This is a genomic window from Bacteroides acidifaciens, from assembly GCF_024623065.1.
GTDB lineage: Bacteria > Bacteroidota > Bacteroidia > Bacteroidales > Bacteroidaceae > Bacteroides > Bacteroides acidifaciens.
Genome location: NZ_JANJZR010000001.1, coordinates 1 through 26,644, shown reverse-complemented (window position 1 = coordinate 26,644; position 26,644 = coordinate 1). Strand labels below are relative to the sequence as shown.

The 26,644-nt window shown below is 45.8% G+C and carries 22 protein-coding genes; 18 read left to right on the top strand and 4 right to left on the bottom strand.

Annotation, left to right across the window (positions count from 1 at the left end; genetic code table 11):
* Positions 1-32: 32 nt before the first annotated feature.
* Positions 33-668, bottom strand: a complete 636-nt coding sequence (locus tag NSB03_RS00110; RefSeq protein ID WP_024986022.1) for a ribonuclease H1 domain-containing protein — start codon at positions 666-668, stop codon at positions 33-35.
* A gap of 194 nt (positions 669-862) precedes the next feature.
* Here NSB03_RS00110 and NSB03_RS00105 point away from each other — a divergent pair, with 194 nt between their 5' ends.
* The 8 genes from NSB03_RS00105 to NSB03_RS00070 all read left to right on the top strand — a co-directional run bounded on the left by NSB03_RS00105 (position 863) and on the right by NSB03_RS00070 (position 10,700).
* Positions 863-1,390, top strand: a complete 528-nt coding sequence (locus tag NSB03_RS00105) for a shikimate kinase (RefSeq protein WP_024986021.1) — start codon at positions 863-865, stop codon at positions 1,388-1,390.
* Positions 1,391-1,508: 118 nt separating this feature from the next.
* Positions 1,509-4,010: a tetratricopeptide repeat protein gene (locus NSB03_RS00100; RefSeq protein ID WP_257466116.1), complete on the top strand. Its 2,502-nt coding sequence runs from the start codon at positions 1,509-1,511 to the stop codon at positions 4,008-4,010.
* Positions 4,011-4,019: 9 nt separating this feature from the next.
* On the top strand, positions 4,020-5,786 hold the full coding sequence (locus NSB03_RS00095) for an HSP90 family protein (RefSeq protein ID WP_217937874.1): 1,767 nt from the start codon (positions 4,020-4,022) through the stop codon (positions 5,784-5,786).
* A 10-nt stretch (positions 5,787-5,796) separates the two neighbouring features.
* The gene (locus tag NSB03_RS00090; protein ID WP_024986020.1) at positions 5,797-6,867 is read left to right on the top strand and encodes a hypothetical protein; all 1,071 of its coding nucleotides are present in this window, start codon (positions 5,797-5,799) and stop codon (positions 6,865-6,867) included.
* 70 nt (positions 6,868-6,937) lie between these two features.
* On the top strand, positions 6,938-8,830 hold the full coding sequence (gene speA, locus NSB03_RS00085; RefSeq protein WP_024986019.1) for a biosynthetic arginine decarboxylase: 1,893 nt from the start codon (positions 6,938-6,940) through the stop codon (positions 8,828-8,830).
* Positions 8,831-8,886: 56 nt separating this feature from the next.
* Positions 8,887-9,660 carry an acetylglutamate kinase gene (gene argB / locus NSB03_RS00080; protein WP_024986018.1) on the top strand — a complete coding sequence of 258 codons (774 nt, stop codon included), beginning with the start codon at positions 8,887-8,889 and terminating at the stop codon, positions 9,658-9,660.
* A gap of 61 nt (positions 9,661-9,721) precedes the next feature.
* Positions 9,722-10,231 carry a GFO_1088 family ECF-type sigma factor gene (locus NSB03_RS00075; protein ID WP_121766099.1) on the top strand — a complete coding sequence of 170 codons (510 nt, stop codon included), beginning with the start codon at positions 9,722-9,724 and terminating at the stop codon, positions 10,229-10,231.
* Positions 10,221-10,700 carry a PG0215 family putative anti-sigma factor gene (locus tag NSB03_RS00070; RefSeq protein ID WP_024986017.1) on the top strand — a complete coding sequence of 160 codons (480 nt, stop codon included), beginning with the start codon at positions 10,221-10,223 and terminating at the stop codon, positions 10,698-10,700. The genes NSB03_RS00075 and NSB03_RS00070 overlap by 11 nt, the downstream gene beginning before the upstream one ends.
* A gap of 169 nt (positions 10,701-10,869) precedes the next feature.
* Here the strand turns inward: NSB03_RS00070 and NSB03_RS00065 are convergent, their stop codons facing one another.
* Positions 10,870-11,652: a head GIN domain-containing protein gene (locus tag NSB03_RS00065; protein WP_024986016.1), complete on the bottom strand. Its 783-nt coding sequence runs from the start codon at positions 11,650-11,652 to the stop codon at positions 10,870-10,872.
* Between the two features lie 128 nt (positions 11,653-11,780).
* On the opposite strand from NSB03_RS00065, the gene NSB03_RS00060 reads away from it, so the two are divergent.
* Positions 11,781-12,482 (top strand): YgjP family zinc-dependent metalloprotease, encoded by a 702-nt coding sequence (locus tag NSB03_RS00060; protein ID WP_024986015.1) that lies wholly within the window; start codon positions 11,781-11,783, stop codon positions 12,480-12,482.
* Positions 12,483-12,521: 39 nt separating this feature from the next.
* Here NSB03_RS00060 and NSB03_RS00055 read toward each other — a convergent pair whose 3' ends face one another.
* Complete coding sequence (locus NSB03_RS00055; protein ID WP_024986014.1) at positions 12,522-12,917, bottom strand: hypothetical protein; 396 nt, start codon at positions 12,915-12,917, stop codon at positions 12,522-12,524.
* 172 nt (positions 12,918-13,089) lie between these two features.
* Here NSB03_RS00055 and rimP point away from each other — a divergent pair, with 172 nt between their 5' ends.
* From rimP to NSB03_RS00010, 9 genes are all read left to right on the top strand, one after another.
* Positions 13,090-13,557, top strand: coding sequence for a ribosome assembly cofactor RimP (gene rimP, locus NSB03_RS00050; RefSeq protein ID WP_024986013.1), 468 nt, complete (start codon positions 13,090-13,092; stop codon positions 13,555-13,557).
* Positions 13,558-13,559: 2 nt separating this feature from the next.
* Positions 13,560-14,873, top strand: a complete 1,314-nt coding sequence (gene nusA, locus NSB03_RS00045) for a transcription termination factor NusA (RefSeq protein ID WP_024986012.1) — start codon at positions 13,560-13,562, stop codon at positions 14,871-14,873.
* 54 nt (positions 14,874-14,927) lie between these two features.
* Positions 14,928-18,041 (top strand): translation initiation factor IF-2, encoded by a 3,114-nt coding sequence (gene infB / locus NSB03_RS00040; protein WP_257466115.1) that lies wholly within the window; start codon positions 14,928-14,930, stop codon positions 18,039-18,041.
* Positions 18,042-18,153: 112 nt separating this feature from the next.
* Positions 18,154-18,684, top strand: coding sequence for a CvpA family protein (locus NSB03_RS00035; RefSeq protein WP_024986011.1), 531 nt, complete (start codon positions 18,154-18,156; stop codon positions 18,682-18,684).
* Positions 18,662-20,116, top strand: coding sequence for a Fe-S cluster assembly protein SufB (sufB, locus tag NSB03_RS00030; protein WP_135038319.1), 1,455 nt, complete (start codon positions 18,662-18,664; stop codon positions 20,114-20,116). The genes NSB03_RS00035 and sufB overlap by 23 nt, the downstream gene beginning before the upstream one ends.
* 114 nt (positions 20,117-20,230) lie before the next feature.
* Positions 20,231-20,983, top strand: a complete 753-nt coding sequence (gene sufC / locus NSB03_RS00025) for a Fe-S cluster assembly ATPase SufC (RefSeq protein WP_024986010.1) — start codon at positions 20,231-20,233, stop codon at positions 20,981-20,983.
* A gap of 28 nt (positions 20,984-21,011) precedes the next feature.
* Positions 21,012-22,355 (top strand): Fe-S cluster assembly protein SufD, encoded by a 1,344-nt coding sequence (gene sufD, locus NSB03_RS00020; RefSeq protein ID WP_024986009.1) that lies wholly within the window; start codon positions 21,012-21,014, stop codon positions 22,353-22,355.
* 30 nt (positions 22,356-22,385) lie between these two features.
* Complete coding sequence (locus NSB03_RS00015; protein ID WP_024986008.1) at positions 22,386-23,597, top strand: cysteine desulfurase; 1,212 nt, start codon at positions 22,386-22,388, stop codon at positions 23,595-23,597.
* 269 nt (positions 23,598-23,866) lie between these two features.
* A complete protein-coding gene (locus NSB03_RS00010) occupies positions 23,867-24,190 on the top strand; it encodes a heavy metal-binding domain-containing protein (protein ID WP_024986007.1) in 324 nt (107 codons plus the stop codon).
* A gap of 73 nt (positions 24,191-24,263) precedes the next feature.
* Here the strand turns inward: NSB03_RS00010 and NSB03_RS00005 are convergent, their stop codons facing one another.
* Positions 24,264-26,453 (bottom strand): alpha-galactosidase, encoded by a 2,190-nt coding sequence (locus NSB03_RS00005; RefSeq protein WP_024986006.1) that lies wholly within the window; start codon positions 26,451-26,453, stop codon positions 24,264-24,266.
* Positions 26,454-26,644 lie beyond the last annotated feature (191 nt).

Sequence of the window (26,644 nt, the reverse complement as noted above, 5' to 3'; positions counted from 1 at the left end):
GAATATATTTGAGTGAATTTGGTTTGATTTTCTTATTTTCTGCCGAAATCCGCCGGAATCTCTCCCCATTCTTTCGTTTCCCATTTCAGGATACGGGTGGTATAGGTATTCTCCCGAAGCCATTTTTCCGCCCGTTCTATTAAGATAAACAGTTGCTCCGTCTCTTCGGTGCGGGGAAGTTTGGTCTTGCATTTTTTCTGGCGTACCCAACTGATGGCATTGACACTGTCACTGTAAATAGGCATGTCGAATCCTTTTTGTTTTAGCAGGGCCAGTCCGTGCACGATGGCGAGGAACTCACCTATATTGTTCGTCCCTTTCATCGGGCCGAAGTGGAAGATTTGCTGCCGGCTGGCAACGTGTACGCCACGATATTCCATCGGTCCGGGATTGCCGCTGCAAGCGGCGTCAACTGCCAGGCTATTATCAATCACGCAGGCCGGTAATGTATCCGAAGATACTTTTGCTCCGCTTGATTTGGCTTTCGCATTTTTGCCGATATAGGCGTAAGGAGACATGGAGAGTGCCCGTTCGGCTTCCTCACGGGTATCGAATGATTTGTATTTGGCGGCTTCGTATCCTTTGATTTGAAGCTGGCAATCCGTCCAGGAGGTGTAAATCCCGGGCGTGACGCCTTCCCATACTACATAATATTTCTGTTTTGCCATTTTTTTGACGATAAAATTAGGTAGTCAATGAATTGACGGTGCGAAGGTACAAATATATTCTCTAACCGAACAAGGAAGGTAGGGGTTACTTATTGTAAAAGAGAGAAATTCATAACTGATAACTAATAATTATCCGTCATCCATGTATCTGTTATCTATTAAATGACTAATTTTGTGAGCAAAATTAGTCATCTATGGTTCGTATCTTCCTGACCGGCTATATGGGTGCCGGAAAAACAACGCTGGGTAAAGCATTCGCCCGGCAAATGAATATATCGTTCATTGATTTGGACTGGTATATAGAAGAGCGTTTTCACAAAACCATTGGAGAATTATTCACCGAACGAGGCGAAACTGGATTCAGGGAACTGGAGAGGAACATGCTCCATGAAGTAGCCGAGTTTGAGAATGTGGTAATTTCTACGGGAGGTGGGGCGCCTTGTTTTTTTGATAACATGGAATTTATGAACCGGATGGGAAAGACGGTTTTCCTCGATGTGCATCCGGATGTACTGTTCAGACGCTTGCGTGTAGCCAAACAACAGCGTCCTATTCTTCAGGGAAAAGAGGATGACGAACTGAAAGCGTTCATTGTGCAGGCGTTGGAGAAACGCGCTCCTTTCTATACTCAGGCGCAATATATCTTTAATGCAGACGAGTTGGAAGACCGTTGGCAGATAGATGCTTCCGTCCGACGTTTGCAGCAACTTCTCGGATTCTAAAATTAGATTTTGTTGTCAGGGAATATTTTAGGGTTCTCTTGTTTGTTCATTCGGTCAATATTTGTACCTTGCCGCTCGTTACGAGATTTTTTATTCAAAAAACAAGGTAAAACTATATATGGAAACATTAAAAGAGAATTTTGAGAGATTATCTGCCAAGATTAAGACTTCGGGAAAACCTGCTGCGGCATGGTTTCCGCAATACACAACGACGTCATTACTAAATACTGAAAACTGGTGGGAAGCATTGGCTGTGTGCGAGTATGCTTTGGACACCTGCGAAGACGAGACACTGACAGAAGATTTCTTCGAACTGATATTCAGTGCGTTCGACTGTAATGTCGAGGTCGGTCTCAACGAAGAAGAGTATGAGTTTTGGTGGGAGAAGGTGATGCAGGTATGCGACCGTGTGGCTGTGTTCAGTGGTGCGGGATGGGCGCAGAAAGGTGCCAAATATTCTGAAGCCCGTTATGGAAAGCGCGATATGAGTTTTTTATTCCCTTACTACGAGAAAGCTGCCGATATGGGCTGGGCGGAAGCGGAAGCAACCGTTGCCTATTGGAAATTCATGGGATTTTATTGTGAACAGGATAAGGAAGAAGGTGAACGCCGCTTTGCAGCTCTATCTTCGCCCGAAGCTTTGCTATGGGGAAAGCATTATCGTGCGTTTGCTGAGGAATTCACAGGAAATAAGGAAAAAGCCTTGCAGATACGTAAGGAATTATTGGAAGAACTGCCTGAAGGACATCGTTTGCGTGCCCATACTTATGCTGCGCTGGGAGATGCGCTCGACCGGGAAGAAGGCGGTGTGGCAGAAGAAGCCGCTTATTATGAGAAATCTTTGGAGATAGTTCCGAATCTATATACTCTTAAAAATCTGGCTACGCTTTATTTCCGTTATCCGGAACTGGGCAAACCGAAAGAACTGGGCTTTGAACTTTGGGAAAAGGCTTGGCATGCCGGTGTATGGTCGGCTGCTAATTTCCTGGGATATAATTACCAGGAAGAAGAGTGGCAGGATATGCCTAAGGCGATTGAATGGCTGGAAAAGGGGATGCTCTATTGCGAACTGTATAGTGCGTATGAGTTGGCGTTGATTTACCTATACAGTGATGACTATAAGAATGTGGAGCGCGGACTGATGTGTCTCGACCGTTGTGTGGAAGGTGATTATGTCGCAGGTATTGAAGGATTGGCAATTGTTTACTTCAACGGTGACCTGGTGGAAGAAGACATGAACCGTGCGAAAGAGTTGCTGGAGAAAGCGGTCGAACTAGGTTCGGGAAATGCAGCCTATCGTTTAGGATGGATGTATGAACGCGGTTTCTTATCCGAAAAACCGGATTATGTCAAGGCGATGGAGTGTTATGAGAAAGCGGCTTCGATGGAGAATGCCGATGGATACTGCCGTGCGGCGCTTTATCTGGCAAACGGGTATAGCGGTGTAACGGATGCCGTGAAATCAAGAGAATATTATGAAAAAGCGGCTGAGTTGGGGTCCTGCTTTGCTTTGATAGAGTTGTCGTTCTTGTATGAGAACGGTGACGGGGTAGAGAAGAGTTATGAAAAGGCTTTTGAACTCTGTAGCAAGGCTGCCGGTGAGGAGTATCCTTATGCGATGTTCCGTGTAGGGTTTTATCTGGAAAAAGGTGTCCTTGGTGAAGCGCGACTGGAAGAGGCTTTCGGGTGGTATGTAAAAGCTGCTGAAGCAGGTGATATGGATGCGGTTTTCGCATTGGGACGTTGCTATAAGCATGGTATCGGTACGGAAGAAGACTTCGATAAGGCGCTTGAGTGCTTCTCCAAAGGTGCGGAAAAGAATGAATCCCGTTGTCTGACTGAGTTGGGACTGGCTTATGAGAACGGCAACGGAGTGGAAGAGAACCCGCAAAAGGCTGTAGAGTACATGACGCAGGCGGCGGAGCAGAATTATGGCTATGCACAGTTCAAAATGGGAGAGTACAACTTTTTCGGTTACGGCTCCTGTCTGGAAGATAACAAGAAAGCTGTGGAATGGTACGAAAAGGCGGTTGCCAATGAGGTTCCTATGGCTATGATACGTATAGGCGAGTATTACCTGTATGATTATGACAGCTTGAATGAGTCGGAGAAGGCTTACTCGTATTTCAAGAGAGCGGCCGATGAATATGAATGGTACAGCGAAGGACTGGGTATCTGCTACGAGATGGGTATCGGGGTGGAAGATAACGAGACGGAAGCCTTTAAATATTACACACTGGCTGCGGATAGCGGAAATGTGACGAGTATGTATCGTACAGGGCTTTGCTATTATAACGGGGTAGGTGTGAAGGAGAATTACGCCGAAGCATACCGCTGGTTTACGGATGCGGCAGGGCACGAGAATGTCGGTGCTACTTATTACCTTGGCAAGATGCTGATGTACGGTGAGGGTTGCACGCCCGACCCGGAAACGGCGATACAATGGTTGATGAAAGCTGCCGAAAAGAATAATGATAAAGCGCAGTTTGAACTTGGAAACGCCTATCTGATGGGAAATGGCGTTGAGGAAAATGACGAGATTGCTATGGAGTGGTTTGAAAAGGCAGCCGAGAACGGCAACGAGAAAGCGCTGAAAATCACCGGAAGAAGGAGAAAATAGAAAAGAAACATGGAGAAAGAAGGAAATAATTTGTTCCAGGTCAACCTGAAGGGGATGATTGCCCTGTTGTCGGAACATATTTATAGTAATCCGAATACTTTTGTCCGGGAATTATTACAGAATTGCGTAGATGCCATCACGGCACTGCGCAATATTGACGAGAACTATGCCGGGCGCATTGATGTCTTCTTGAATGATGATAAAACAGTGATATTCCGCGATAATGGAATCGGGTTGAAAGAAGAGGAAGTGCACCGCTTCCTTACTATTATCGGAGAAAGCTCGAAACGGGATACGCCCGATGCGGATGACTTTATAGGCAGGTTCGGTATCGGACTGTTATCTTGTTTTGTGGTGACCAATGAGATTCTGGTGGAAAGCCGCTCTGCAATGGGCGGACAGGCTGTCCGCTGGTGTGGAAGGGTGGACGGCACGTACGAGCTGACTTTGTCTGACGATGAGCAGTCAATCGGTTCGCAGGTGGTGTTGCATCCCAAAAGTGACTGGATGCATCTTTTTGAATATGAGATGTTCAAGAAGATACTGGTCAATTATGGAGAGGTGTTGCCTTATCCCATTTATCTGCATCATCAAGGTGAAGAGGAGCTGGTGAATACACCTTCGCCTGTCTGGCTCGACCCGAAAGCGACCCGTAAGGAGTTGCTCGACTATGGAGTGAAGGCTTTCCAGTCGTCTGCCCTTGATGCTTTCAGGATACGTACCGAAAGCGGACGGGTGGAAGGAGTGCTTTACGTCTTGCCTTTCCGTACGCAGTTTTCCGTGCGCAATTCGCACAAGGTATATCTGAAACGTATGCTGCTGAGCGAGGACGATTGCAATCTGTTGCCACCGTGGGCATTCTTTATCCGCTGTCTGGTGAATGCGGACGGACTGTTGTCTACCGCTTCGCGGGAGTCTTTGGTGAGCAATGATTTGCTGAAGGACGCCCGTAAGGAGATTGGAGCGGCTATCAAGGATTATTTGCGGGGACTGGTGCAGAATAACCGCACCATGTTCAATAAGATAATGGATGTTCATCACTTCCATATCAAGGCGATTGCTTCGGAAGACAATGAGTTGCTCCGTTTGTTTATGGATTATCTTCCTTTTGAGACAAATAAGGGGATACGTAGCTTTGGAAGCATCCGTTCGGCGGGCAATGTGATATGCTTTACCCGGAATCTGGAAGATTTCCGGCAAGTGCGGCGTATCGCCGGCGCGCAAGGGTGGCTGGTAGTGAATGCAGCCTATACGTTTGATGAAACGTTGTTGAGAAAATATGTTCGCTTGAATCCGGAACTGACGCTGGATGAAATTTCTCCTTCGCGGCTGCTGGAACAGTTTGGAGAAGTGGAGCCCAGGATGGAGTTTCAGACTTTTGAGACGAAGGTGAATGAACTGTTGAAGCGTTTTGGCTGCGTCTGCCGTTTGAAGCATTTCACGCCGGTGGATATTCCGGTGATATTTGTAGCTGAGGAGAAGGAGAATACAACGAAGAGTGCTAATAATCCGCTGGCTGCCGTGCTGGGTTCGGTGAATGCCGCAAAGCAGATTCCGCCTACGTTGACGTTCAATGCCGACAATGAGATGGTGCGGACTTTGCTGCAAATACAAGGAGATAATAAGATGTTTCAGCACGTGGTGCATATATTGTATGTGCAGTCGCTCCTTCAAGGGAAATATCCGGTGAACAGCGAGGAAATGGAACTCTTCAACCATTCGCTCAGCGAACTGATGACATCAAAAATGAATGATTTTATTAACTTCCTGAATTAATTGAAAGAATATGAGATACACACTTGAGATACAAAAACTGCTGTTGCAGACTCAAAACGACAGTCTGCGTCCTCGGGAGAAAGCAAACCTGCTGAAAGAGGCGATTCGCATTGCGGACGAGAATGAAGATGTGGAATGGGCTACGGAGATGCGTCTCGACCTTATTTATGAACTGAATCTGCTTTCGGCAGATACGGAAGAGATTGCCGTATTCTCTAAAATTCTGGATGATTATGAGAATCACAAGGACATTATCAAAGAGGATGATTTGCTGTGGAAGTATAAGTGGATATGGGCCTGCACGTTCGATGTGCCGGATATTCCGATGGAACAGGTGAATGCAGTGGGCGAAGATTATAAGACCCGTATTTTGCGGAACGGGTATTCTTTGCGGACTTATTACCATCGCTGGTCGGTAGAATGTGTCAGGATGCGGCAGTATGACAAGGCGAAAGAATATATCGACAAGATGTTGGCAGAGAAGATAGACGACCAGTCGTGTGAAGCCTGTGAACTGAACTTTATGCTGGATTATTATCTGGAGACGGGACAGTTTGATGAGGCTTACAGTCGGGCGCAGCCGTTGATTAACAAGCAGGTGACCTGCTATGAAGCAAACTTGCGTGCCTATCTGAAACTTTCTTACTATGCACAGAAAGCCGGCAAGCCGGAGATTGCCGCCGATATGTGCGCACGTGCCGAAGAAGGACTGGCGGGAAGAGAAAAGGATGAGTATCTATTGTCATACATGGGACTGTTTATCGCTTATAATATGATGACGAAACCGGAAAGGAGCTGGGAATATGTAGAACGTTGCACGGACTGGAGCTTGCGCAGCAATTTGCTGAAGAGGTATCGTTTCTCGTGCGACATGGTGGAAACCTTGAAATATGCAGACTGCCAGGAAGTACAGCTCTCTTTGCCGGAAGAGTTTCCTCTTTATCGTGCGGACGGAGTTTATGTCGTTTCCGAGCTTCGCGATTATTTCTATCAGCAGGCGATGGAACTGGCACAGAGATATGATGCCCGTAACGGAAATAGCGGATATACAGACCGATTGAAAGAAATTGTGTCCGATTAATTGGCGACATGTAGATTAATCTGTATTTTTGCCGTCCTATTATTTACTAAAAACACCGAATTACAGAAAAATGAGAAAGTGGCGTATTGAAGATTCTGAGGAGCTCTACAACATCACAGGTTGGGGTACCTCGTACTTTGGTATTAATGACAAAGGTCATGTTGTTGTTACACCGCGTAAGGATGGAGTGGCTGTCGATTTGAAAGAACTGGTCGATGAGTTGCAGCTGCGCGATGTGGCATCTCCCATGCTGGTGCGTTTTCCGGATATTCTGGACAACCGTATCGAAAAAATGTCGTCCTGTTTCAAGCAGGCGGCGGAAGAATATGGTTATAAGGCCCAAAACTTTATTATCTATCCGATTAAGGTCAATCAGATGCGCCCCGTGGTGGAAGAGATTATCAGCCACGGAAAGAAGTTCAACCTCGGACTGGAGGCCGGTTCCAAACCGGAACTTCATGCGGTGATTGCCATCAATACGGACTCCGACTCATTGATTGTCTGCAACGGTTATAAGGACGAAAGTTATATTGAATTGGCGTTGCTTGCTCAGAAGATGGGCAAGCGTATCTTCCTCGTCGTGGAGAAAATGAACGAGTTGAAGTTGATTGCCAAGATGGCGAAGCAGCTTAATGTACAGCCTAATATCGGTATCCGTATCAAACTGGCTTCTTCCGGTAGCGGCAAGTGGGAGGAGTCGGGCGGTGATGCCAGCAAATTCGGTCTGACTTCCAGCGAGCTTCTCGAAGCACTCGATTTTCTGGAAAGCAAAGGAATGAAGGATTGTCTGAAACTGATTCACTTCCATATTGGTAGCCAGGTGACAAAGATTCGCCGTATCAAGACTGCTTTGCGTGAAGCGTCACAGTTCTATGTGCAGCTTCATTCGATGGGATTCAATGTCGAATTTGTGGATATTGGCGGCGGACTGGGAGTCGATTATGACGGAACCCGTTCGTCAAACAGTGAGGGCAGCGTGAACTATTCTATCCAGGAATACGTAAACGACTCTATCTCTACTTTGGTGGATGTGAGTGACAAAAACGGTATCCCGCATCCGAATATTATTACTGAAAGCGGACGTGCGTTGACAGCACACCATTCGGTACTTATCTTTGAAGTGCTCGAAACGGCTACTTTGCCGGAATGGGATGACGAGGAGGAAATAGCTCCCGATGCGCACGAACTGGTGCAGGAATTATACAGTATCTGGGATTCGCTGAATCAGAACAAGATGTTGGAAGCATGGCATGATGCTCAGCAGATTAGGGAAGAAGCATTGGATTTGTTCAGTCATGGAATTGTGGACTTGAAAACCCGTGCGCAAATCGAACGTCTGTATTGGTCTATCACACGTGAGATTAATCAGATAGCCGGCGGATTGAAACATGCGCCTGATGAATTCCGCGGACTGTCCAAACTGTTGGCGGACAAGTATTTCTGCAACTTCTCGCTGTTCCAGTCTCTTCCTGACTCTTGGGCTATTGACCAGATTTTCCCGATTATGCCTATTCAACGGCTGGATGAAAAGCCGGAACGCTCGGCTACCTTGCAAGATATTACCTGCGACTCGGACGGCAAAATTGCCAACTTTATCTCTACCCGTAACGTGGCTCATTATCTGCCTGTACATGCACTGAAGAAAACAGAACCTTATTATGTGGCTGTTTTCCTGGTGGGTGCTTATCAGGAAATCTTGGGAGATATGCACAACTTGTTTGGCGACACGAATGCCGTGCATGTTTCTGTGAACGAGAAAGGATATAATATCGAACAGATTATCGACGGAGAAACGGTAGCGGAGGTATTGGACTATGTACAGTATAATCCGAAGAAACTGGTACGTACGCTCGAAACTTGGGTTACGAAATCAGTGAAAGAAGGAAAGATTTCGTTGGAAGAAGGAAAAGAATTCCTTTCCAACTATCGTTCGGGGCTTTACGGATATACTTATTTGGAATAACCGGCAAGGTGCCGGAGCCGGATTCTCCATTCGGTGAACTTATTAAAAATCAAGTAATGAGAGAAAAACTAACAGTTATTAAGGTGGGTGGCAAAATCGTAGAAGAGGAAGCCACCCTTCTTCAGTTGTTAAATGACTTTGCCGCTATCGACGGACATAAAGTGTTGGTTCATGGCGGTGGTCGTTCGGCAACAAAAATTGCCGCACAGCTGGGTATTGAAAGCAAAATGGTAAATGGTCGTCGGATTACTGATGCCGAAACATTGAAAGTCGTAACGATGGTGTACGGCGGATTGGTGAATAAGAGCATTGTTGCCGGGCTACAGGCCCGCGGAGTCAATGCATTGGGACTGACCGGAGTGGATATGAATGTAATCCGTTCGGTGAAACGTCCGGTGAAAGATGTGGATTATGGTTTCGTTGGTGATGTGGAAAAGGTGGACGCTACTTTGTTGTCGGATTTGATACATAAAGGCGTTGTTCCGGTGATGGCGCCATTGACGCACGACGGTCATGGCAATATGCTGAATACGAATGCAGATACCATTGCCGGGGAAACAGCAAAGGCGTTGGCGGCTCTGTTTGATGTGACGTTGGTGTATTGCTTCGAGAAAAAAGGCGTGTTGCGTGACGAGAATGATGACGACAGTGTGATTCCTCAAATCACTCGTGCCGAATTTGAACAATACGTAGCTGATGGCGTTATTCAAGGTGGTATGATTCCCAAATTGGAGAATTCTTTTGAAGCAATAAATGCAGGAGTTTCTGAAGTGGTAATCACCTTAGCGTCAGCAATTAACGACTCTGGAGGAACGAGAATAAGAAAATAATTCAAAAAAAAGTAGTGGGCGACTGTAACTTTTCATGTCCTAGCCCGTCATTATTATAGAGATGCAAGAAATCAGCTTCCGAAACGATATTTTGCCATTGAAGGATAAACTCTTTCGACTGGCGCTCAGAATAACCCTGGATAGGGCAGAAGCCGAGGATGTCGTTCAGGACACCATGATAAGAGTGTGGAACAAGCGTGATGAGTGGTCTCAGTTTGAATCGGTTGAAGCCTATTGCCTGACAGTGGCAAAGAACTTGGCGATAGACCGGAGTCAGAAGAGAGAAGCCCAGAACGTGGAACTCACCCCCGAAATGGAGGAAGAACCTGATGCAAACAGTCCGTACGACCGGATGGTTCATGATGAAAGAATGAGTATCATCAATAGGTTGGTCAATGAACTTCCCGAAAAACAGCGGCTTATCATGCAACTGAGGGACATGGAAGGTGAAAGCTATAAAAAGATTGCGACCTTGCTGAATCTGACAGAGGAGCAAGTCAAAGTGAATCTCTTCAGAGCCAGGCAAAAGGTAAAACAAAGGTATTTAGAAATTGACGAATATGGATTATAAGGATATAGAACAGCTCCTCGAGCGATACTGGCAATGCGAAACTTCCGTTGAGGAGGAAACAACATTGCGCGACTTCTTCGTAAAGGAAGAAGTTCCGGCTCATTTGCTTCGCTATAAAAACCTGTTTGTTTATCAGCAGGTTCAGCAGGAAGTAGGGCTGGGCGAAGACTTTGACGTACGTATTCTGGCAGAGGTGGAGCCTACGGTAGTAAAAGCGAAACGTTTGACACTGACCGGTCGTTTTGTTCCTTTGTTCAAGGCCGCTGCCGTAATCGCAATCATTCTTTCTTTGGGGAATGTAGCACAACATTCTTTCTCTGGAGATGATGGAAGTGTATTGGCTACGGATACCATTGGTAAACAAGTAACTGCACCATCGGTTGCTATCTCGAATGATATGAAAGCCGAGCAGGTTCTCGCTGACAGTCTGGCGAGGATTAATCACAAGGTGCAGGTTATGAACGAATAGACATTTTCATTTGCTTTAAATATATAATATAGTTAGTGTGCTTAATTAAAACAACAACGAAAGCGAAACTGTGAAGTTTTCAATTCTCTCAATTTTTTAGAATAAAACTAACTAAATAAATGGGCTACCGCGCGATGCAGTAGCCCTTTTATGTTTTCGAGATGATTGCTTATTTAATCTGCCGTATATTTTTTCGTGGAGCGTCTATTTCTTGAGGATTTCCCCGATAGGCTATATCTCCGCTTCCTGCTACGCGTACTTTCAGTTTTCCAGTGACGTGGCAACTGATGCTGCCGGAACCGGCTGTACTGGCTGATACATTTTCCGATTTCAGGTTGTCGGCTCCAATATTTCCCGACCCTGCAATCTTATATTCGGCATAGAGAGTTTTACCACTCAGACCGATATCTCCGGAACCGGCAATACTGGCAATGCATTCTTTGCTTTCTATTTGCTGAAGTTTTACGTCTCCCGAACCATTGATGGAAACGGTCATTCTCCGGCATTTGAACTTTTCGCCTTTAATGTCTCCCGAACCGTTGATGCTGAGTGATATATCTTCTTTGGTCTGTATGCCATTGGCTAAGCGTATGTCTCCTGAGCCGTTGATTGTTAATTTATTCAGTTCCGGTGAGAATACTTTGACTTCCAATTTACCTTTCCAGATAGTGACATTCTTTTTATACTTTATAATAAGTGTATTGCCATCGACATAAGTCTCTAAAAGTGGAATGATATTGTCGGAACCATAAATCTCTATGTAATTTTGAGAACCTTGATGATACGTGACATTCGCACTACTCGATAACTTAACTTCGTTGAACTGTCCGACTTCTACTTTTTTAGTGAGATAGTTTTTGCTGCCGGTCACGTGTTTTCCCTGTAAGCAGGAGCCTGCGGTTAGTATTAGGAACACTCCTGTTGTAAATAAGACTAATAAACTTGTTTTCATAATTTTGAATTTCTATGGTGTTATATGGGTTAGACGGTTGATGTTTAAAAAAAGTTGCATCTTGGATAAGATTTTTTAGGTACAATCTTCTTTTTATTACTTTTGTGGTGGTAGTTAGGATATTTAAGATGAAGGAAGCAATCATAGAAGATGAAGAATTAGGACGATTAGTGGTGCGTGTTAATCTGCGTGCTAAAAGTCTTGTCTTTCGTACCAAGAGCGATGCCATATATGTTTCGGTTCCATCCGGGACAACGATGAAAGAAGTAAAACGGGCTATTGAGAATCTACGTGATAAATTGCTAGTTGCCCGTCAACGATTGAATCGCCCGTTAATTGATTTGAATTATAAGATTGATGCGGAATATTTTAAATTATCCTTAGCGGCTGGGGAGAAAGACCAATTTCTGGCTAACTCTAAATTGGGCTTTATGCAAATCATCTGCCCGCCTACGGCGGACTTTTCCGATGAGAATCTGCAGAACTGGCTGCGTAAAGTTATTGAAGAGGCATTGAGACGGAATGCAAAGAGTATTCTTCCACCTCGTTTGGACCGTTTGTCAAGGCAATATGGATTATCCTATGCCAATGTGAAAATAAACTCCAGTCAGGGACGATGGGGGAGTTGTTCGGCAAAGAAGGATATAAATTTGTCTTATTACCTCGTCCTGCTCCCTTCTCATTTGATAGACTATGTACTTTTACATGAATTATGCCATACCCGTGAAATGAATCATAGCGAACGCTTTTGGGCTCTGTTGAATCAATTTACGGAAGGAAAAGCGCTCGCTTTGCGGGAAGAACTGAAAAAATGTCGTACGGAAATATAAGCAATATAAGGAGTGACCGGTGCTGCCGGACCTTGTCTGTTACTTCGCCAATTGCTTAATCCCGTCCGCCTCTTTCTCGAAGTGATACGTTCCGCCTCTTTCGCTGAGGTCGAAAGTAGATACTAATTCAGTCTTATTATCCACAATCAGTAAGGCGCTTTGTTCGGCGAAACGCCCTACTTCTACAGTATAAGGCTCTTCCGGCATAACTTTATTAACTATAAGGCTGTCATTAACAAACAAAGAGACAGAATCCCCGGCGAATCCTTTCACCAGACTGATAGTATAAGTTTCGATAAAATGTCGTTCTTCCTGTTTCTCCCGTTGCAGGCGCATACTCATGTATACAAAAATAACCACTACGAATATGACTGCAAAAGCCAGGATTCCATTGCCTAGCATAAATTGTTTATTGGTGTTGAGACGGTGTGTCATAATGCCTGTTTTTTAAATTGCGGTGTAAAGATACGAAGATAAGACTGTTAATTCATACTTTTTTTCTTTAATGTTTTGTAGTCGAACAGATTATTTATATCTTTGCAACCGGAAACGGATGAAAGGTGGAGGGGCAATTAAGCTCCTTTTTTTGTTCTTATATAGTTAATAAATGATAGAAAAGAAAACTGTTTGTCAGATTGTAGAAGAGTGGCTGGAAGGAAAAGACTACTTTTTGGTAGAAGTAACCGTAAGCCCGGATGACAAGATTGTGGTCGAAATAGACCATGCGGAAGGCGTTTGGATTGAAGATTGTGTGGAGCTTAGCCGCTACATAGAGTCAAAACTGAATCGTGAAGAGGAAGATTATGAACTGGAAGTGGGTTCGGCCGGTATCGGACAGCCCTTTAAAGTACTGCAACAGTATTATATCCACATCGGACAAGAAGTGGAGGTATTGACTAAAGACGGACGCAAACTGGCCGGCATATTGAAAGATGCCGATGAAGAGAAGTTTACGGTAGGCGTAGAGAAGAAGGTAAAACTCGAAGGTTCCAAGCGTCCGAAGCTGATCGAAGAGGACGAAACCTTCACTTATGAGCAAATAAAATATACTAAATACTTAATTAGCTTTAAATAGTTATGGCCAAAAAAGAAGAAACAATCAGCTTGATTGATACATTTTCGGAATTTAAAGAACTGAAGAATATCGATAGAACGACGATGGTCAGTGTACTTGAAGAGTCGTTCCGCAGCGTTATCGCGAAAATGTTTGGCACCGATGAAAATTACGACGTAATCGTGAACCCGGACAAGGGTGACTTCGAGATATGGCGTAACCGTGAAGTTGTGGCCGATGAAGATTTGACGAACCCGAACATGCAGATTTCGTTGAGCGAAGCACAGAAAATCGATGCTTCCTATGAAGAGGGTGAAGAGGTGACTGACGAGGTTATCTTTGCAAAATTCGGTCGTCGCGCTATCCTGAATCTCCGCCAGACGCTGGCTTCCAAGATTCTGGAACTCGAAAAAGACAGTATTTATAATAAATATATAGATCAGGTAGGTACCATCATCAATGCGGAAGTTTATCAAATCTGGAAAAAGGAAATGTTGCTTCTCGACGATGAAGGAAACGAACTGCTGTTGCCTAAGACCGAACAAATCCCGAGCGACTTCTATCGTAAAGGTGAAACGGCGCGCGCAGTAGTTGCCCGCGTGGATAATAAGAACAATAATCCTAAGATTATCTTGTCACGTACTTCTCCCGTTTTCCTGCAACGTCTGTTTGAGATGGAAGTACCCGAAATCAATGATGGATTGATTACCATCAAGAAGATTGCCCGCATCCCCGGCGAACGTGCCAAGATTGCGGTAGAATCTTATGATGACAGAATCGACCCCGTAGGAGCTTGTGTAGGTGTCAAGGGAAGTCGTATTCATGGCATCGTTCGTGAACTTCGCAATGAGAATATCGATGTAATCAATTATACATCGAACATTTCATTGTTTATACAGCGCGCTTTGAGCCCGGCAAAAATTTCTTCTATCCGTCTGAATGAGGAAGAGAAAAAAGCAGAGGTATTCCTCAAACCGGAAGAAGTATCGTTGGCTATCGGTAAAGGCGGTTTGAATATCAAACTGGCCAGTATGTTAACTGAGTACACTATCGACGTGTTCCGTGAGTTGGATGAGAATTTGGCTGATGAGGATATTTATCTCGACGAATTCAGAGACGAAATCGACGGCTGGGTGGTTGATGCAATCAAGGCTATCGGTATTGATACGGCAAAAGCTGTGTTGAATGCTCCTCGTGAGATGTTGATTGAAAAGACGGACCTGGAAGAAGAGACAGTGGACGAAGTAATACGCATTTTGAAATCGGAGTTTGAAGAAGAATTGGAACCGGAACATAATCAGGAACACGATCAAGAACCGGAACAAGGACAAGAGTAATGGGTAATTACAATTGAAATTTTCTTCGCTCCATTTATTCATTAAATTTAAAATATGACGATAAGGTTAAACAAAGTTACAAGAGATTTGAACGTAGGAATCGCGACGGTAGTTGAGTTCCTGCAAAAGAAAGGGCATACCGTTGAGGCTAATCCTAATACCAAAATTAGTGAGGAGCAGTACGCTATACTCGTAAAAGAGTTTAGCACAGACAAGAACCTTAGATTTGAATCGGAGCGTTTCATTCAGGAACGTCAGAATAAGGATCGTAATAAGGCGTCGGTGTCGATTGAAGGCTTCGAAAAGCAGGCTGAAAAACCGAAGTCGGAAGATGTGATCAAGACAGTCGTACCTGAGGATTCACGTCCAAAGTTTAAACCTGTCGGAAAGATTGATTTAAATAACCTGAGCGGTCGTAAAACTGATAAAAAAGTAGAAAAAGAACCGGAGCAGAAAAAAGAAACTGTAGTAGAACGTCCTGGTGTTGAACAGGAGGTAAAGAAAGAACCGGAGGTAAAGAAAGAACCCGAAATGAAGAAGGAAGAGGTGGCAGTACCTGCTCCGGCTCCAGTTCAGGTTGAACCTATGGTGAAACAACCGGAACCTGTAGCACAACACAAACCGGCGGAGGTTGAAAAAGTGGAAGAAGTGATTAAAGAAGAGCCGAAGAAGGTAGAAGCACCTGTGAAGGCCGAAGAACATAAAAAAGAAGAAAAGCTTGTGGAAGCAGTAGCAACGGAAGCAGTAGTTTCGGAAGAAAAAAGCACTCCCAAGGAAGACGAGATTTTTAAGATCCGTCAGCCGGAATTGGGCGCAAAGATTAATGTTATCGGTCAGATTGACCTTGCAGCATTGAATCAGTCTACTCGTCCTAAGAAAAAATCGAAGGAAGAGAAACGTCGCGAACGCGAAGAAAAAGATAAAATCCGTCAGGATCAGAAGAAACAAATGAAAGAAGCCATCATCAAGGAAATCCGCAGGGATGATTCTAAACAGATGAAGGGCGGAGCAAAAGAGAGTGTGGATGCAGTTTCTAAGAAGAAGCGGAATCGTATCAACAAAGAGAAAGTGGACGTTAATAACGTGGCAACTTCCAACTTCGCGGCTCCGAGACCGAATGTGCAAGGTAAAGGTGGTGGCAACGCTAACGGTGGCCAGGGCGGTAATAATCGTGGTGGCAACAACCAGGGCGGAAACAATAACAATAGAAGAAATAACAACAACAATAACAGAGACCGCTTCAAGAAACCGGTCATCAAACAGGAAGTGAGCGAGGAAGACGTAGCTAAGCAGGTAAAGGAAACTCTTGCACGTCTGACAACCAAGGGTAAGAACAAGGCTTCCAAATATCGTAAGGAAAAACGTGAAATGGTTTCCAGCCGTATGCAGGAACTGGAAGACCAGGAAATGGCAGACAGCAAGGTATTGAAGCTGACCGAATTCGTAACGGCTAATGAATTGGCTACGATGATGGACGTTTCTGTCAACCAGGTTATCGCTACTTGCATGAGCATCGGTATCATGGTTTCTATCAACCAGCGTCTGGATGCGGAAACAATCAATCTGGTAGCCGAAGAATTCGGGTTCAAGACCGAATATGTAAGTGCGGAAGTGGCACAGGCCATCGTTGAAGAGGAAGATGCTCCGGAAGATTTGCTGCCGCGCGCTCCGATTGTTACGGTGATGGGACATGTTGACCACGGTAAGACATCCTTGCTTGACTATATCCGTAAGGCGAATGTAATTGCCGGTGAGGCCGGAGGTATCACACAGCATATCGGTGCGTACAATGTGAAGTTGGAAGACGGACGCCGTATCACATTCCTCGATACTCCGGGTCATGAGGCGTTTACAGCTATGCGTGCCCGTGGTGCGAAAGTAACGGATATCGCCATCATTATTGTGGCTGCCGATGATAACGTGATGCCGCAAACGAAGGAAGCAATTAACCATGCGATGGCAGCAGGCGTACCTATTGTATTCGCTATCAATAAGGTAGATAAGCCGACTGCTAATCCGGATAAGATTAAAGAAGAACTGGCTGCGATGAATTACCTTGTTGAAGAATGGGGTGGTAAGTATCAGTCACAAGATATCTCAGCCAAGAAAGGTATCGGTGTAGAAGACCTGTTGGAGAAGGTATTGCTGGAAGCCGAAATGCTTGACTTGAAGGCAAATCCGAATCGTAACGCTTCGGGTTCCATCATTGAATCTTCACTGGACAAGGGACGTGGATATGTAGCTACCGTGCTGGTATCCAACGGTACTTTGAAGGTAGGGGACATCGTCTTGGCGGGAACAAGCTACGGACGTGTGAAGGCTATGTTCAACGAACGTAACCAACGCATCAAGGAAGCAGGTCCTTCCGAACCGGCGTTGATTCTGGGACTGAACGGCGCTCCTGCTGCCGGTGACACGTTCCATGTAGTAGAAACAGACCAGGAGGCCCGTGAAATCACCAACAAACGTGAACAGTTGGCTCGTGAACAGGGCTTGCGTACACAGAAGATTCTTACTTTGGATGAGTTGGGACGTCGTATCGCTTTGGGTAACTTCCAGGAATTGAACATCATCGTTAAGGGTGACGTGGACGGTTCTGTCGAAGCATTGAGCGACTCGTTGATTAAGTTGTCTACAGAACAAATCCAGGTAAATGTTATCCATAAGGGTGTAGGAGCAATTTCCGAATCGGATGTTTCTCTGGCTGCCGCTTCGGATGCGATTATCGTCGGATTCCAGGTACGTCCTTCGGGAGCTGCCGGTAAGATGGCTGATCAGGAAGGTGTCGATATCCGCAAGTACTCTGTCATCTACGATGCAATCGAAGAGGTGAAGGCTGCTATGGAAGGTATGTTGGCTCCGGAGTTGAAGGAACAGATTACCGCAACGATCGAAATCCGCGAGGTGTTCAACATCACGAAGGTGGGTCTTGTAGCCGGTGCAATGGTGAAGACAGGAAAGGTGAAACGCAGCGACAAGGCTCGTTTGATTCGCGATGGCATCGTTATCTTTACCGGAAACATCAATGCATTGAAACGTTTCAAGGACGACGTGAAGGAAGTAGGTACAAACTTCGAGTGCGGTATCAGTCTGGTGAACTGCAATGACATGAAGGTAGGCGACATGATTGAGACATTCGAAGAAATTGAAGTGAAACAGACATTGTAATAAAGCAGTGCTGAATCTATATCAGGCACGGGTTACGCGGATTTCACGGTTCTTAATAAATCCGTGAATTCCGTGAAATCCGTGCCTGAATTATATAATAGAGCAAAGAAATATGGCAACGATTGATATCATCATCCTTATTATAGTAGGTGCAGGGGCGATAGTAGGCTTTATGAAAGGCTTCATTCGCCAGTTGGCTTCCATTTTGGGGTTGATAGTCGGCCTGATGGCGGCGAAAGCTTTGTATGCTTCTTTGGCAGCAAAACTTTGCCCGGCAGTGACCGATTCGATGACAGTTGCGCAGGTGCTGGCTTTTATTATGATTTGGATTGCCGTACCGTTGATTTTTGTACTGGTTGCTTCATTGCTGACAAGGGCAATGAAAGCAATTTCGCTGAACTGGCTGAACCGTTGGTTGGGAAGCGGGCTTGGAACACTCAAATTCCTCTTGTTAACAAGTGTGGTGATTGGTGCGATAGAGTTTATAGATGGCGATAATAAGTTAATTAGTGCAACAAAAAAGGAGGAATCTTTGTTATATTATCCGATGGAAACGTTTTCGGGGATATTTTTCCCTGTGGCGAAGAATATGACGCAACAATATATATTAGAGAATAAAGATGCAACAAGAAGAACCCAATAAATATGTAAAGGAACTGACGCAGGAGAAGTACAAATATGGCTTCACTACGGAGGTACATACAGACATCATTGAGCGTGGACTCAATGAAGATGTGATTCGTTTGATTTCATCGAAAAAGGACGAACCGGAATGGCTGCTGGAGTTCCGCCTGAAGGCATACCGCTATTGGCTGACGCTGGAGATGCCTGCCTGGGCACATCTCCGTATTCCTGAGATTGATTATCAGGCAATTTCCTACTATGCTGACCCGACAAAGAAGAAAGAAGGGCCGAAGAGCATGGAAGAAGTAGACCCTGAGCTGATAAAAACATTTAATAAGCTGGGAATCCCTTTGGAAGAACAGATGGCCCTTAGCGGAATGGCGGTGGATGCCGTGATGGACTCCGTTTCCGTAAAGACCACCTTCAAGGAGACACTGATGGAGAAGGGGATTATTTTCTGCTCGTTCAGCGAAGCGGTGCGGGAGCATCCGGATCTGGTGAAGAAATACATGGGGTCGGTAGTAGGCTACCGTGACAATTTCTTTGCTGCGTTGAACTCCGCAGTGTTCTCGGACGGTTCTTTCGTATATATCCCGAAGGGTGTGCGCTGTCCGATGGAGCTTTCTACCTATTTCCGTATCAATGCCCGCAATACGGGACAGTTTGAACGTACGTTGATTGTGGCGGATGATGACTCTTACGTTTCTTACCTGGAAGGTTGTACGGCACCGATGCGTGATGAAAACCAGTTGCATGCCGCTATTGTGGAGATTGTCGTGCACGACCGCGCCGAAGTGAAATACAGCACTGTCCAGAACTGGTATCCGGGTGATGCCGAGGGCAAGGGCGGTGTATATAACTTCGTGACGAAACGTGGCAACTGCAAAGGGGTAGACAGCAAACTGTCCTGGACACAGGTGGAAACCGGTTCGGCAATTACCTGGAAATATCCTTCCTGCATCCTGACAGGTGACAACTCGACAGCCGAATTCTATTCCGTAGCTGTGACAAACAACTACCAACAGGCGGATACCGGTACGAAGATGATTCACTTGGGCAAGAATACCCGCAGTACGATTGTAAGTAAGGGTATCTCTGCCGGACATAGCGAGAACTCCTATCGAGGGCTGGTACGTGTAGCGGAAAAAGCGGATAATGCCCGCAATTACAGTCAGTGTGACTCTTTGTTGTTGGGAGACAAGTGCGGTGCGCACACCTTCCCCTATATGGATATTCACAATGAAACGGCGGTAGTGGAGCACGAAGCTACAACGAGCAAGATCAACGAAGATCAGATTTTCTATTGCAACCAGCGAGGTATTCCCACAGAGGATGCTATCGGGCTGATTGTGAACGGATATGCAAAAGAAGTATTGAATAAACTTCCGATGGAATTTGCGGTAGAAGCACAGAAACTGCTTGCCATCTCATTGGAAGGAAGCGTGGGGTGATTTACTAGTTGGCAATTTACGATTTACTATTTGGCTGCGCGCTTGTAGGAGGTAAATTGTCGGTAGTATGGGGTTTTAATAGTAAATAGTAAATGGAAAAATAGTACATATATCATGTTAGAAATAAAAGACCTGCATGCCAGCATTAATGGCAAAGAGATATTGAAAGGCATCAACCTGACGGTGAAGCCCGGCGAAGTACATGCAATTATGGGGCCGAACGGTTCCGGCAAGAGTACGCTTTCTTCCGTTCTGGTGGGGAATCCTGCTTTTGAGGTAACGAAAGGCTCGGTCACTTTTTATGGAAAGAATCTGTTGGAATTGAGCCCCGAAGACCGTAGCCACGAAGGTATTTTCCTTAGTTTCCAGTATCCGGTAGAGATTCCGGGCGTAAGCATGGTCAACTTTATGCGTGCTGCCGTGAACGAGCAACGCAAATATAAAGGTCTGCCTGCGCTGACGGCCAGTGAGTTTCTGAAACTGATGCGTGAGAAACGTGCGGTGGTAGAGCTGGATAATAAGTTGGCTAACCGTTCGGTGAATGAAGGCTTTTCGGGTGGTGAAAAGAAACGGAACGAGATTTTCCAGATGGCAATGCTCGAACCGCGTTTGAGTATTCTTGACGAAACAGACTCCGGTCTGGATATTGACGCACTCCGCATCGTGGCGGAAGGGGTGAACAAACTGAAGACTCCCGATACAAGCACGATTGTCATCACTCACTACCAACGTCTGCTCGACTATATCAAACCGGATATCGTACATGTACTTTATAAAGGCCGTATCGTGAAAACTGCCGGCCCGGAACTTGCCCTGGAACTGGAAGAGAAAGGATATGATTGGATTAAGAAAGAAGTAGGAGAATAATCCGTGCCTATAAATAAAAATATAAACTATGATAGTTGAACAACAATATATCGAACTTTTCTCACAGACGGAAGCCATGATTTGCAAGCATAGCGCTGAAGTGCTGAATGCTCCTCGCGCTGCTGCCTTTGCCGATTTTGAGCGAATCGGATTCCCGACCCGTAAGATGGAAAAGTATAAATATACGGATGTGAGCAAGTATTTCGAGCCGGACTTCGGCTTGAACCTGAACCGCCTGCCTATTCCGGTCAACCCGTATGAAGTGTTTAAGTGTGACGTTCCGAATATGAGCACGGCTCTTTATTTTGTGGTCAACGACGCATTTTATAATAAGGCACTTCCTAAAGTCCATTTGCCGGAAGGCGTTATCTTCGGCAGTTTGAAAGAGGTGGCCGAACAGCACCCGGACCTGGTGAAGAAATATTATGGCAAACTGGCGGACACGTCCAAAGATGGCGTGACGGCTTTCAATACGACTTTTGCACAAGATGGCGTTATCTTCTATGTGCCGAAGAATGTAATCGTGGAGAAGCCCGTCCAATTAGTGAATATCCTGCGTGCGGACGTTAACTTTATGGTCAACCGCCGTGTGCTGATTATTCTGGAAGACGGAGCGCAAGCCCGTCTGCTGATTTGCGACCATGCGATGGATAATGTGAATTTCCTTGCCACACAAGTGATTGAAGTCTTTGCCGGAGAAAATACGGTATTCGATATGTATGAGTTGGAAGAAACACATACAAGCACCGTCCGCATCAGCAACCTGTATGTGAAGCAGGAAGCCGACAGCAACGTCCTTCTGAATGGCATGACTTTGCACAATGGTACCACCCGCAATACTACCGAAGTCCTGCTGGCAGGCGAGGGCGCTGAAATAAACCTTTGCGGTATGGCGATTGCTGACAAAAACCAGCATGTTGACAATCATACGAGCATCGACCATGCCGTTCCGAACTGCACCAGCAACGAGCTGTTCAAATACGTGCTCGATGACCAGTCGGTAGGCGCGTTTGCCGGACTGGTATTGGTGCGTCCTGACGCCCAGCATACAAACTCCCAACAGACCAACCGGAATCTTTGTGCCACGCGCGATGCCCGTATGTACACACAACCCCAGTTGGAAATCTATGCCGATGACGTGAAATGTTCGCACGGGGCAACGGTAGGGCAACTCGACGAGAATGCACTGTTTTATATGCGTTCGCGTGGAATCGATGAGAAAGAAGCACGTTTGCTTCTGATGTTTGCATTTGTCAATGAAGTGATTGATACGATTCGTATGGATGTGTTGAAAGACCGTCTGCACTTATTGGTTGAGAAGCGTTTCCGTGGCGAGTTGAACAGATGCCAGGGGTGCGCGATTTGTAAATGATAGTCATTAAACTGCTAATAACTGATAAACGTGGATATTCAAAAGATACGTGAGGATTTTCCGATATTGAGCCGTACGGTTTATGGCAAGCCTTTGGTTTATTTCGACAACGGTGCGACGACGCAGAAACCTCGCCTGGTAGTCGATGCGTTGGTAGACGAGTATTATTCCGTGAATGCCAATGTGCATCGCGGTGTACATTACCTCTCCCAACAGGCAACGGAATTGCATGAAGCTTCCCGCGAAACGGTGCGCCGGTTTATCAATGCCGGTAGCACGAGTGAAGTGGTATTCACCCGGGGAACGACGGAGAGCATCAACCTGCTCGTCTCCAGCTTTGGCGACGAGTTTATGGAAGAGGGCGATGAAGTCATCCTCTCGGTGATGGAGCACCACAGCAATATCGTCCCTTGGCAACTGCTGGCAGCCCGCAAAGGAATTGCAATCAAAGTGGTTCCGATGAACGACAAAGGCGAACTGTTGTTGGACGAATACGAGAAACTCTTCTCGGAACGCACGAAGATTGTCAGCGTAGTCCAGGTTTCCAATGTTTTGGGTACAGTAAATCCCGTGAAGGAAATGATTGCGACAGCCCACGCCCACGGTGTACCTTGCCTGGTTGATGCCGCCCAGTCTATCCCTCACATGAAAGTGGACGTACAGGACTTGGATGCCGACTTCCTGGTATTCTCGGCTCATAAGGTATATGGACCGACCGGTGTCGGCGTATTTTATGGAAAGGAAGAGTGGCTGGATCGCCTGCCGCCTTATCAGGGTGGCGGTGAGATGATTCGACACGTCTCTTTTGAGAAAACGACCTTCAACGAACTGCCTTTCAAGTTTGAAGCCGGTACGCCCGATTATATAGGAACTACCGGATTGGCAAAAGCTCTCGACTACGTGAACGGTATCGGTATGGAGCAAATCGCGAAGCACGAACACGAACTGACCACCTATGCCCTGCAACGCCTGAGGGAAATACCTGATATGCGTATATTCGGTGAAGCTGCCGACAGGGGAGCGGTTATCTCTTTCCTGGTAGGCAATATCCATCACTTCGACTTGGGTACTCTGCTCGACCGTTTAGGAATTGCCGTCCGTACGGGGCATCATTGTGCGCAGCCCTTGATGCAACGGCTAGGCATTGAAGGAACCGTCAGGGCTTCGTTCGCCATGTATAATACGAAATCGGAAGTTGATGCATTAGTGTCGGGAATCGAACGCGTCAGCCGTATGTTTTAAGATATAAATCGCTGCTCCTGTGAGGAATGGCGATTTTTTTTTCTTTAACTAAAAAAGATGCCTTCAAGTGCAGTGATTTGAAGTTTCAAGCGTCTAATAGTAGAAAAAGGAATATTCGGAGAGTCGTGAGACTATGCTTATATTATAAATTCTCTCTCTTTAACATTAATGGCAGCTATATCGTAAAAAGTTACGGTATAGCTGCAACTTTTTAGGGGTGTTCCCCGTCTTAATAGATAAGCGAATAAATTAAAAAAGAGAAAAAGGCCATGTTAGTAACGACAACTCCCATTATTGAGGGAAAACGAATAGTGAAGTATTATGGAATCGTTTCCGGCGAGACAATCATAGGTGCCAACGTATTCCGTGACTTGTTTGCAAGTATCCGTGACATTGTAGGCGGACGTTCCGGTTCTTATGAAGAAGTGCTGCGTACGGCGAAAGATACCGCTTTGAAAGAAATGCAGGCACAGGCAGCCCAACTGGGAGCTAATGCCGTGATAGGTGTTGATTTGGACTACGAGACAGTAGGAGGTAGTGGCAGTATGCTGATGGTGACTGCCAACGGTACAGCCGTAAAGATTGAGGATTAACTGATTATTATTGTGTGAAAAGAAAGGGGAAACGCCGTTAAACGGTGAATCCCCTTTTCTGTTTTCGTTTCTTTTATTCTGCAGTCAGCTCAATCACACGACTGAAAGTCCGGTTGGCAGTGAAAGCATGGATGCCTACCTTCATCAGATAGTCGCCGGAATAAGTTTTCTCGTTGGCGTCCAGATTAGATTTCTGGTTTGGCATCAGATTGATCTCTTTCACCTTATACATCTTCTTTGCATCCAATCCCTGAAGTTTCACCGGAAGCAACTTTTCGCCGAAACGCGGATGAATGTCATACGTATAAAGCACAGCCTTATTCTTATCCGGTGTGGCATACATTACGGACATGTGGTTGCCGTCGTAAGGAGAAACCAGTCTGTATTGGTCGCCATCGAGAATCACTTTTTTCAGACGCGTCCAGTTGGCAACTGCCCCTTGACAGTAAGCCAGTTCGTCGGCATTCAGTTCTTTCAGTCCGAGGTCGAAGCCAAGTTTGCACATGCTGGCTACATCGGTACGGAATTTCACGCTTGTCTTTTTGTTCCAGCTAGTCACGTGTGCAGCCATTGCTTTGGCGGGGAAGATTTGTGAGAATCCCCATTGGATGAACAGACGTTCTATCGGGTCGGTATTATCACTGCACCAGAATTCTGTGAAATATTTCAGAGCCTCGTAGTCGCAACGCGCACCACCACCGGAGCAAAGCATCATCGGTGTATTGGGATATTTCTCTTTTACACGTTTCAGCACATTATATATACCGCGCACGTGGTCGATGTAAAGCTGTCCCTGTTTGTTTTTCAGGTAGGGAGAGTAGATGTTGGTGATAGGCGAGTTGCAGTCCCATTTGAAATAAGCCACTTCCGGGTTTTCGGTCAGAATGTTGTCTACCACACCGAAAACGAAATCTTGCACTTTCGGGTTGCTGAGGTCGAGCACCAATTGGTTGCGATAGTAATACGTTTCGCGGTTCGGTAGGGTGATAGCCCAGTCGGGATGCTTTTCGAAGAGTTCGCTTTTCGGATTCACCATTTCCGGTTCAATCCAGATACCGAATTTCACTCCGGCTTCTTTGGCCGAATTTACAAGAGCGGGGATACCGCCGGGCAGTTTGGATTTCATTACTTCCCAGTCGCCCAGTCCGGCATTGTCGCTGTTGCGCGGGTGCTTGTTTCCAAACCAGCCATCGTCGAGCAAGAACATATCTACGCCGAGGTGTTTGGCTTCCTTCATTAGTTCGGAGAGTAATTCTTCATTGAACTTGAAGTAGGTGTTTTCCCAGTTGTTCAGCAGGGTGAGGCGGTCGCCTTGCCCGTCTTTCAGTTGGTAGTTGCGAGCCCAGGCATGAAAGTTACGGCTGGCTTCGCCCGTGCCGTTGTTACTGAAAGTGAACATAAATTCGGGAGTTGTAAATACTTCGTCCGCTTTCAGTTCATAATCAGAAGCATAAGGATTGATAGCCGGGATTACACGAAGATTGCCGATGTTGTCCACCTCAAAAGTAAACTGGAAATTTCCTGTCCATCCGATAGTGCCCAGCATCACACGTCCTTGTGTTTCCTGTGCCGGTTGCTCGATACCGAGTTCGAAGAACGGATGCGTGTGCATGGCAGCACGGCTTCCGAGCTTAGTGTCGATTACTTTCTTTCCGAATCGTAGTGGCTGTGTACTCATCTGTGCTTCTTTCGCCCAGTCACTGCTGAATTCAGTCAGATAATATTCATTTCCGGAGAAATAGAGCATGGTGGAAGCATAACGCCACAAAGTGACCGGTTTCTTTTCTTTATGTTTTATTTCACTCCATGTCTTGATAACGTTCTCTTTCGGATAAGCGATATAATGCAAAGCCACTTCTACCGGATATTGGTTGTCTTTCAGACGGATGATTGTTTCCGTTCCGCCTGCCACGGCTTTCTGTTCCGAAGATACATAGCGGAGGATAGTGCTCGGATTGCCGTCGCTGTGAGTGATAGCCACAGCCGGTTCAAAGTAATCCTCTGCACCGGAACCCGGATATACTTCCCAGCCGCGTGTGGATACACTTCCGTCACTGCCGCCTTTCACATAAGGGGAGAAATTGTCTATGTCGCGTTCGTTCAGTAACTTATCGCCGAGATAAGCCTGATAAAGGCGTCCGTTCGGAGCCACTTGAAGGATTAAGTCCGTGTTGTCCGTTGCGATGCGGATGACGTTCTTTGCCTGGGCATTCACTTGCGTCAGTGCAAACAAAGCCATTAGTAGTAGAAATAGTTTCTTCATGGTGTTTTGTAATTATTGGGTGTTAGTTGGTTTACGAGTATAAAACTGCCCAAAGATAATGATAATTTATAATGTACGGGTTAGAATTTAATGCTGGTGTTAAATATTACAGTAAGAGCCTGTTTAAATTTTCCTGAGATTATGTTAGATAGGCTTTACCGACCTGTTTATATTCGTCACATAGTCTCCGT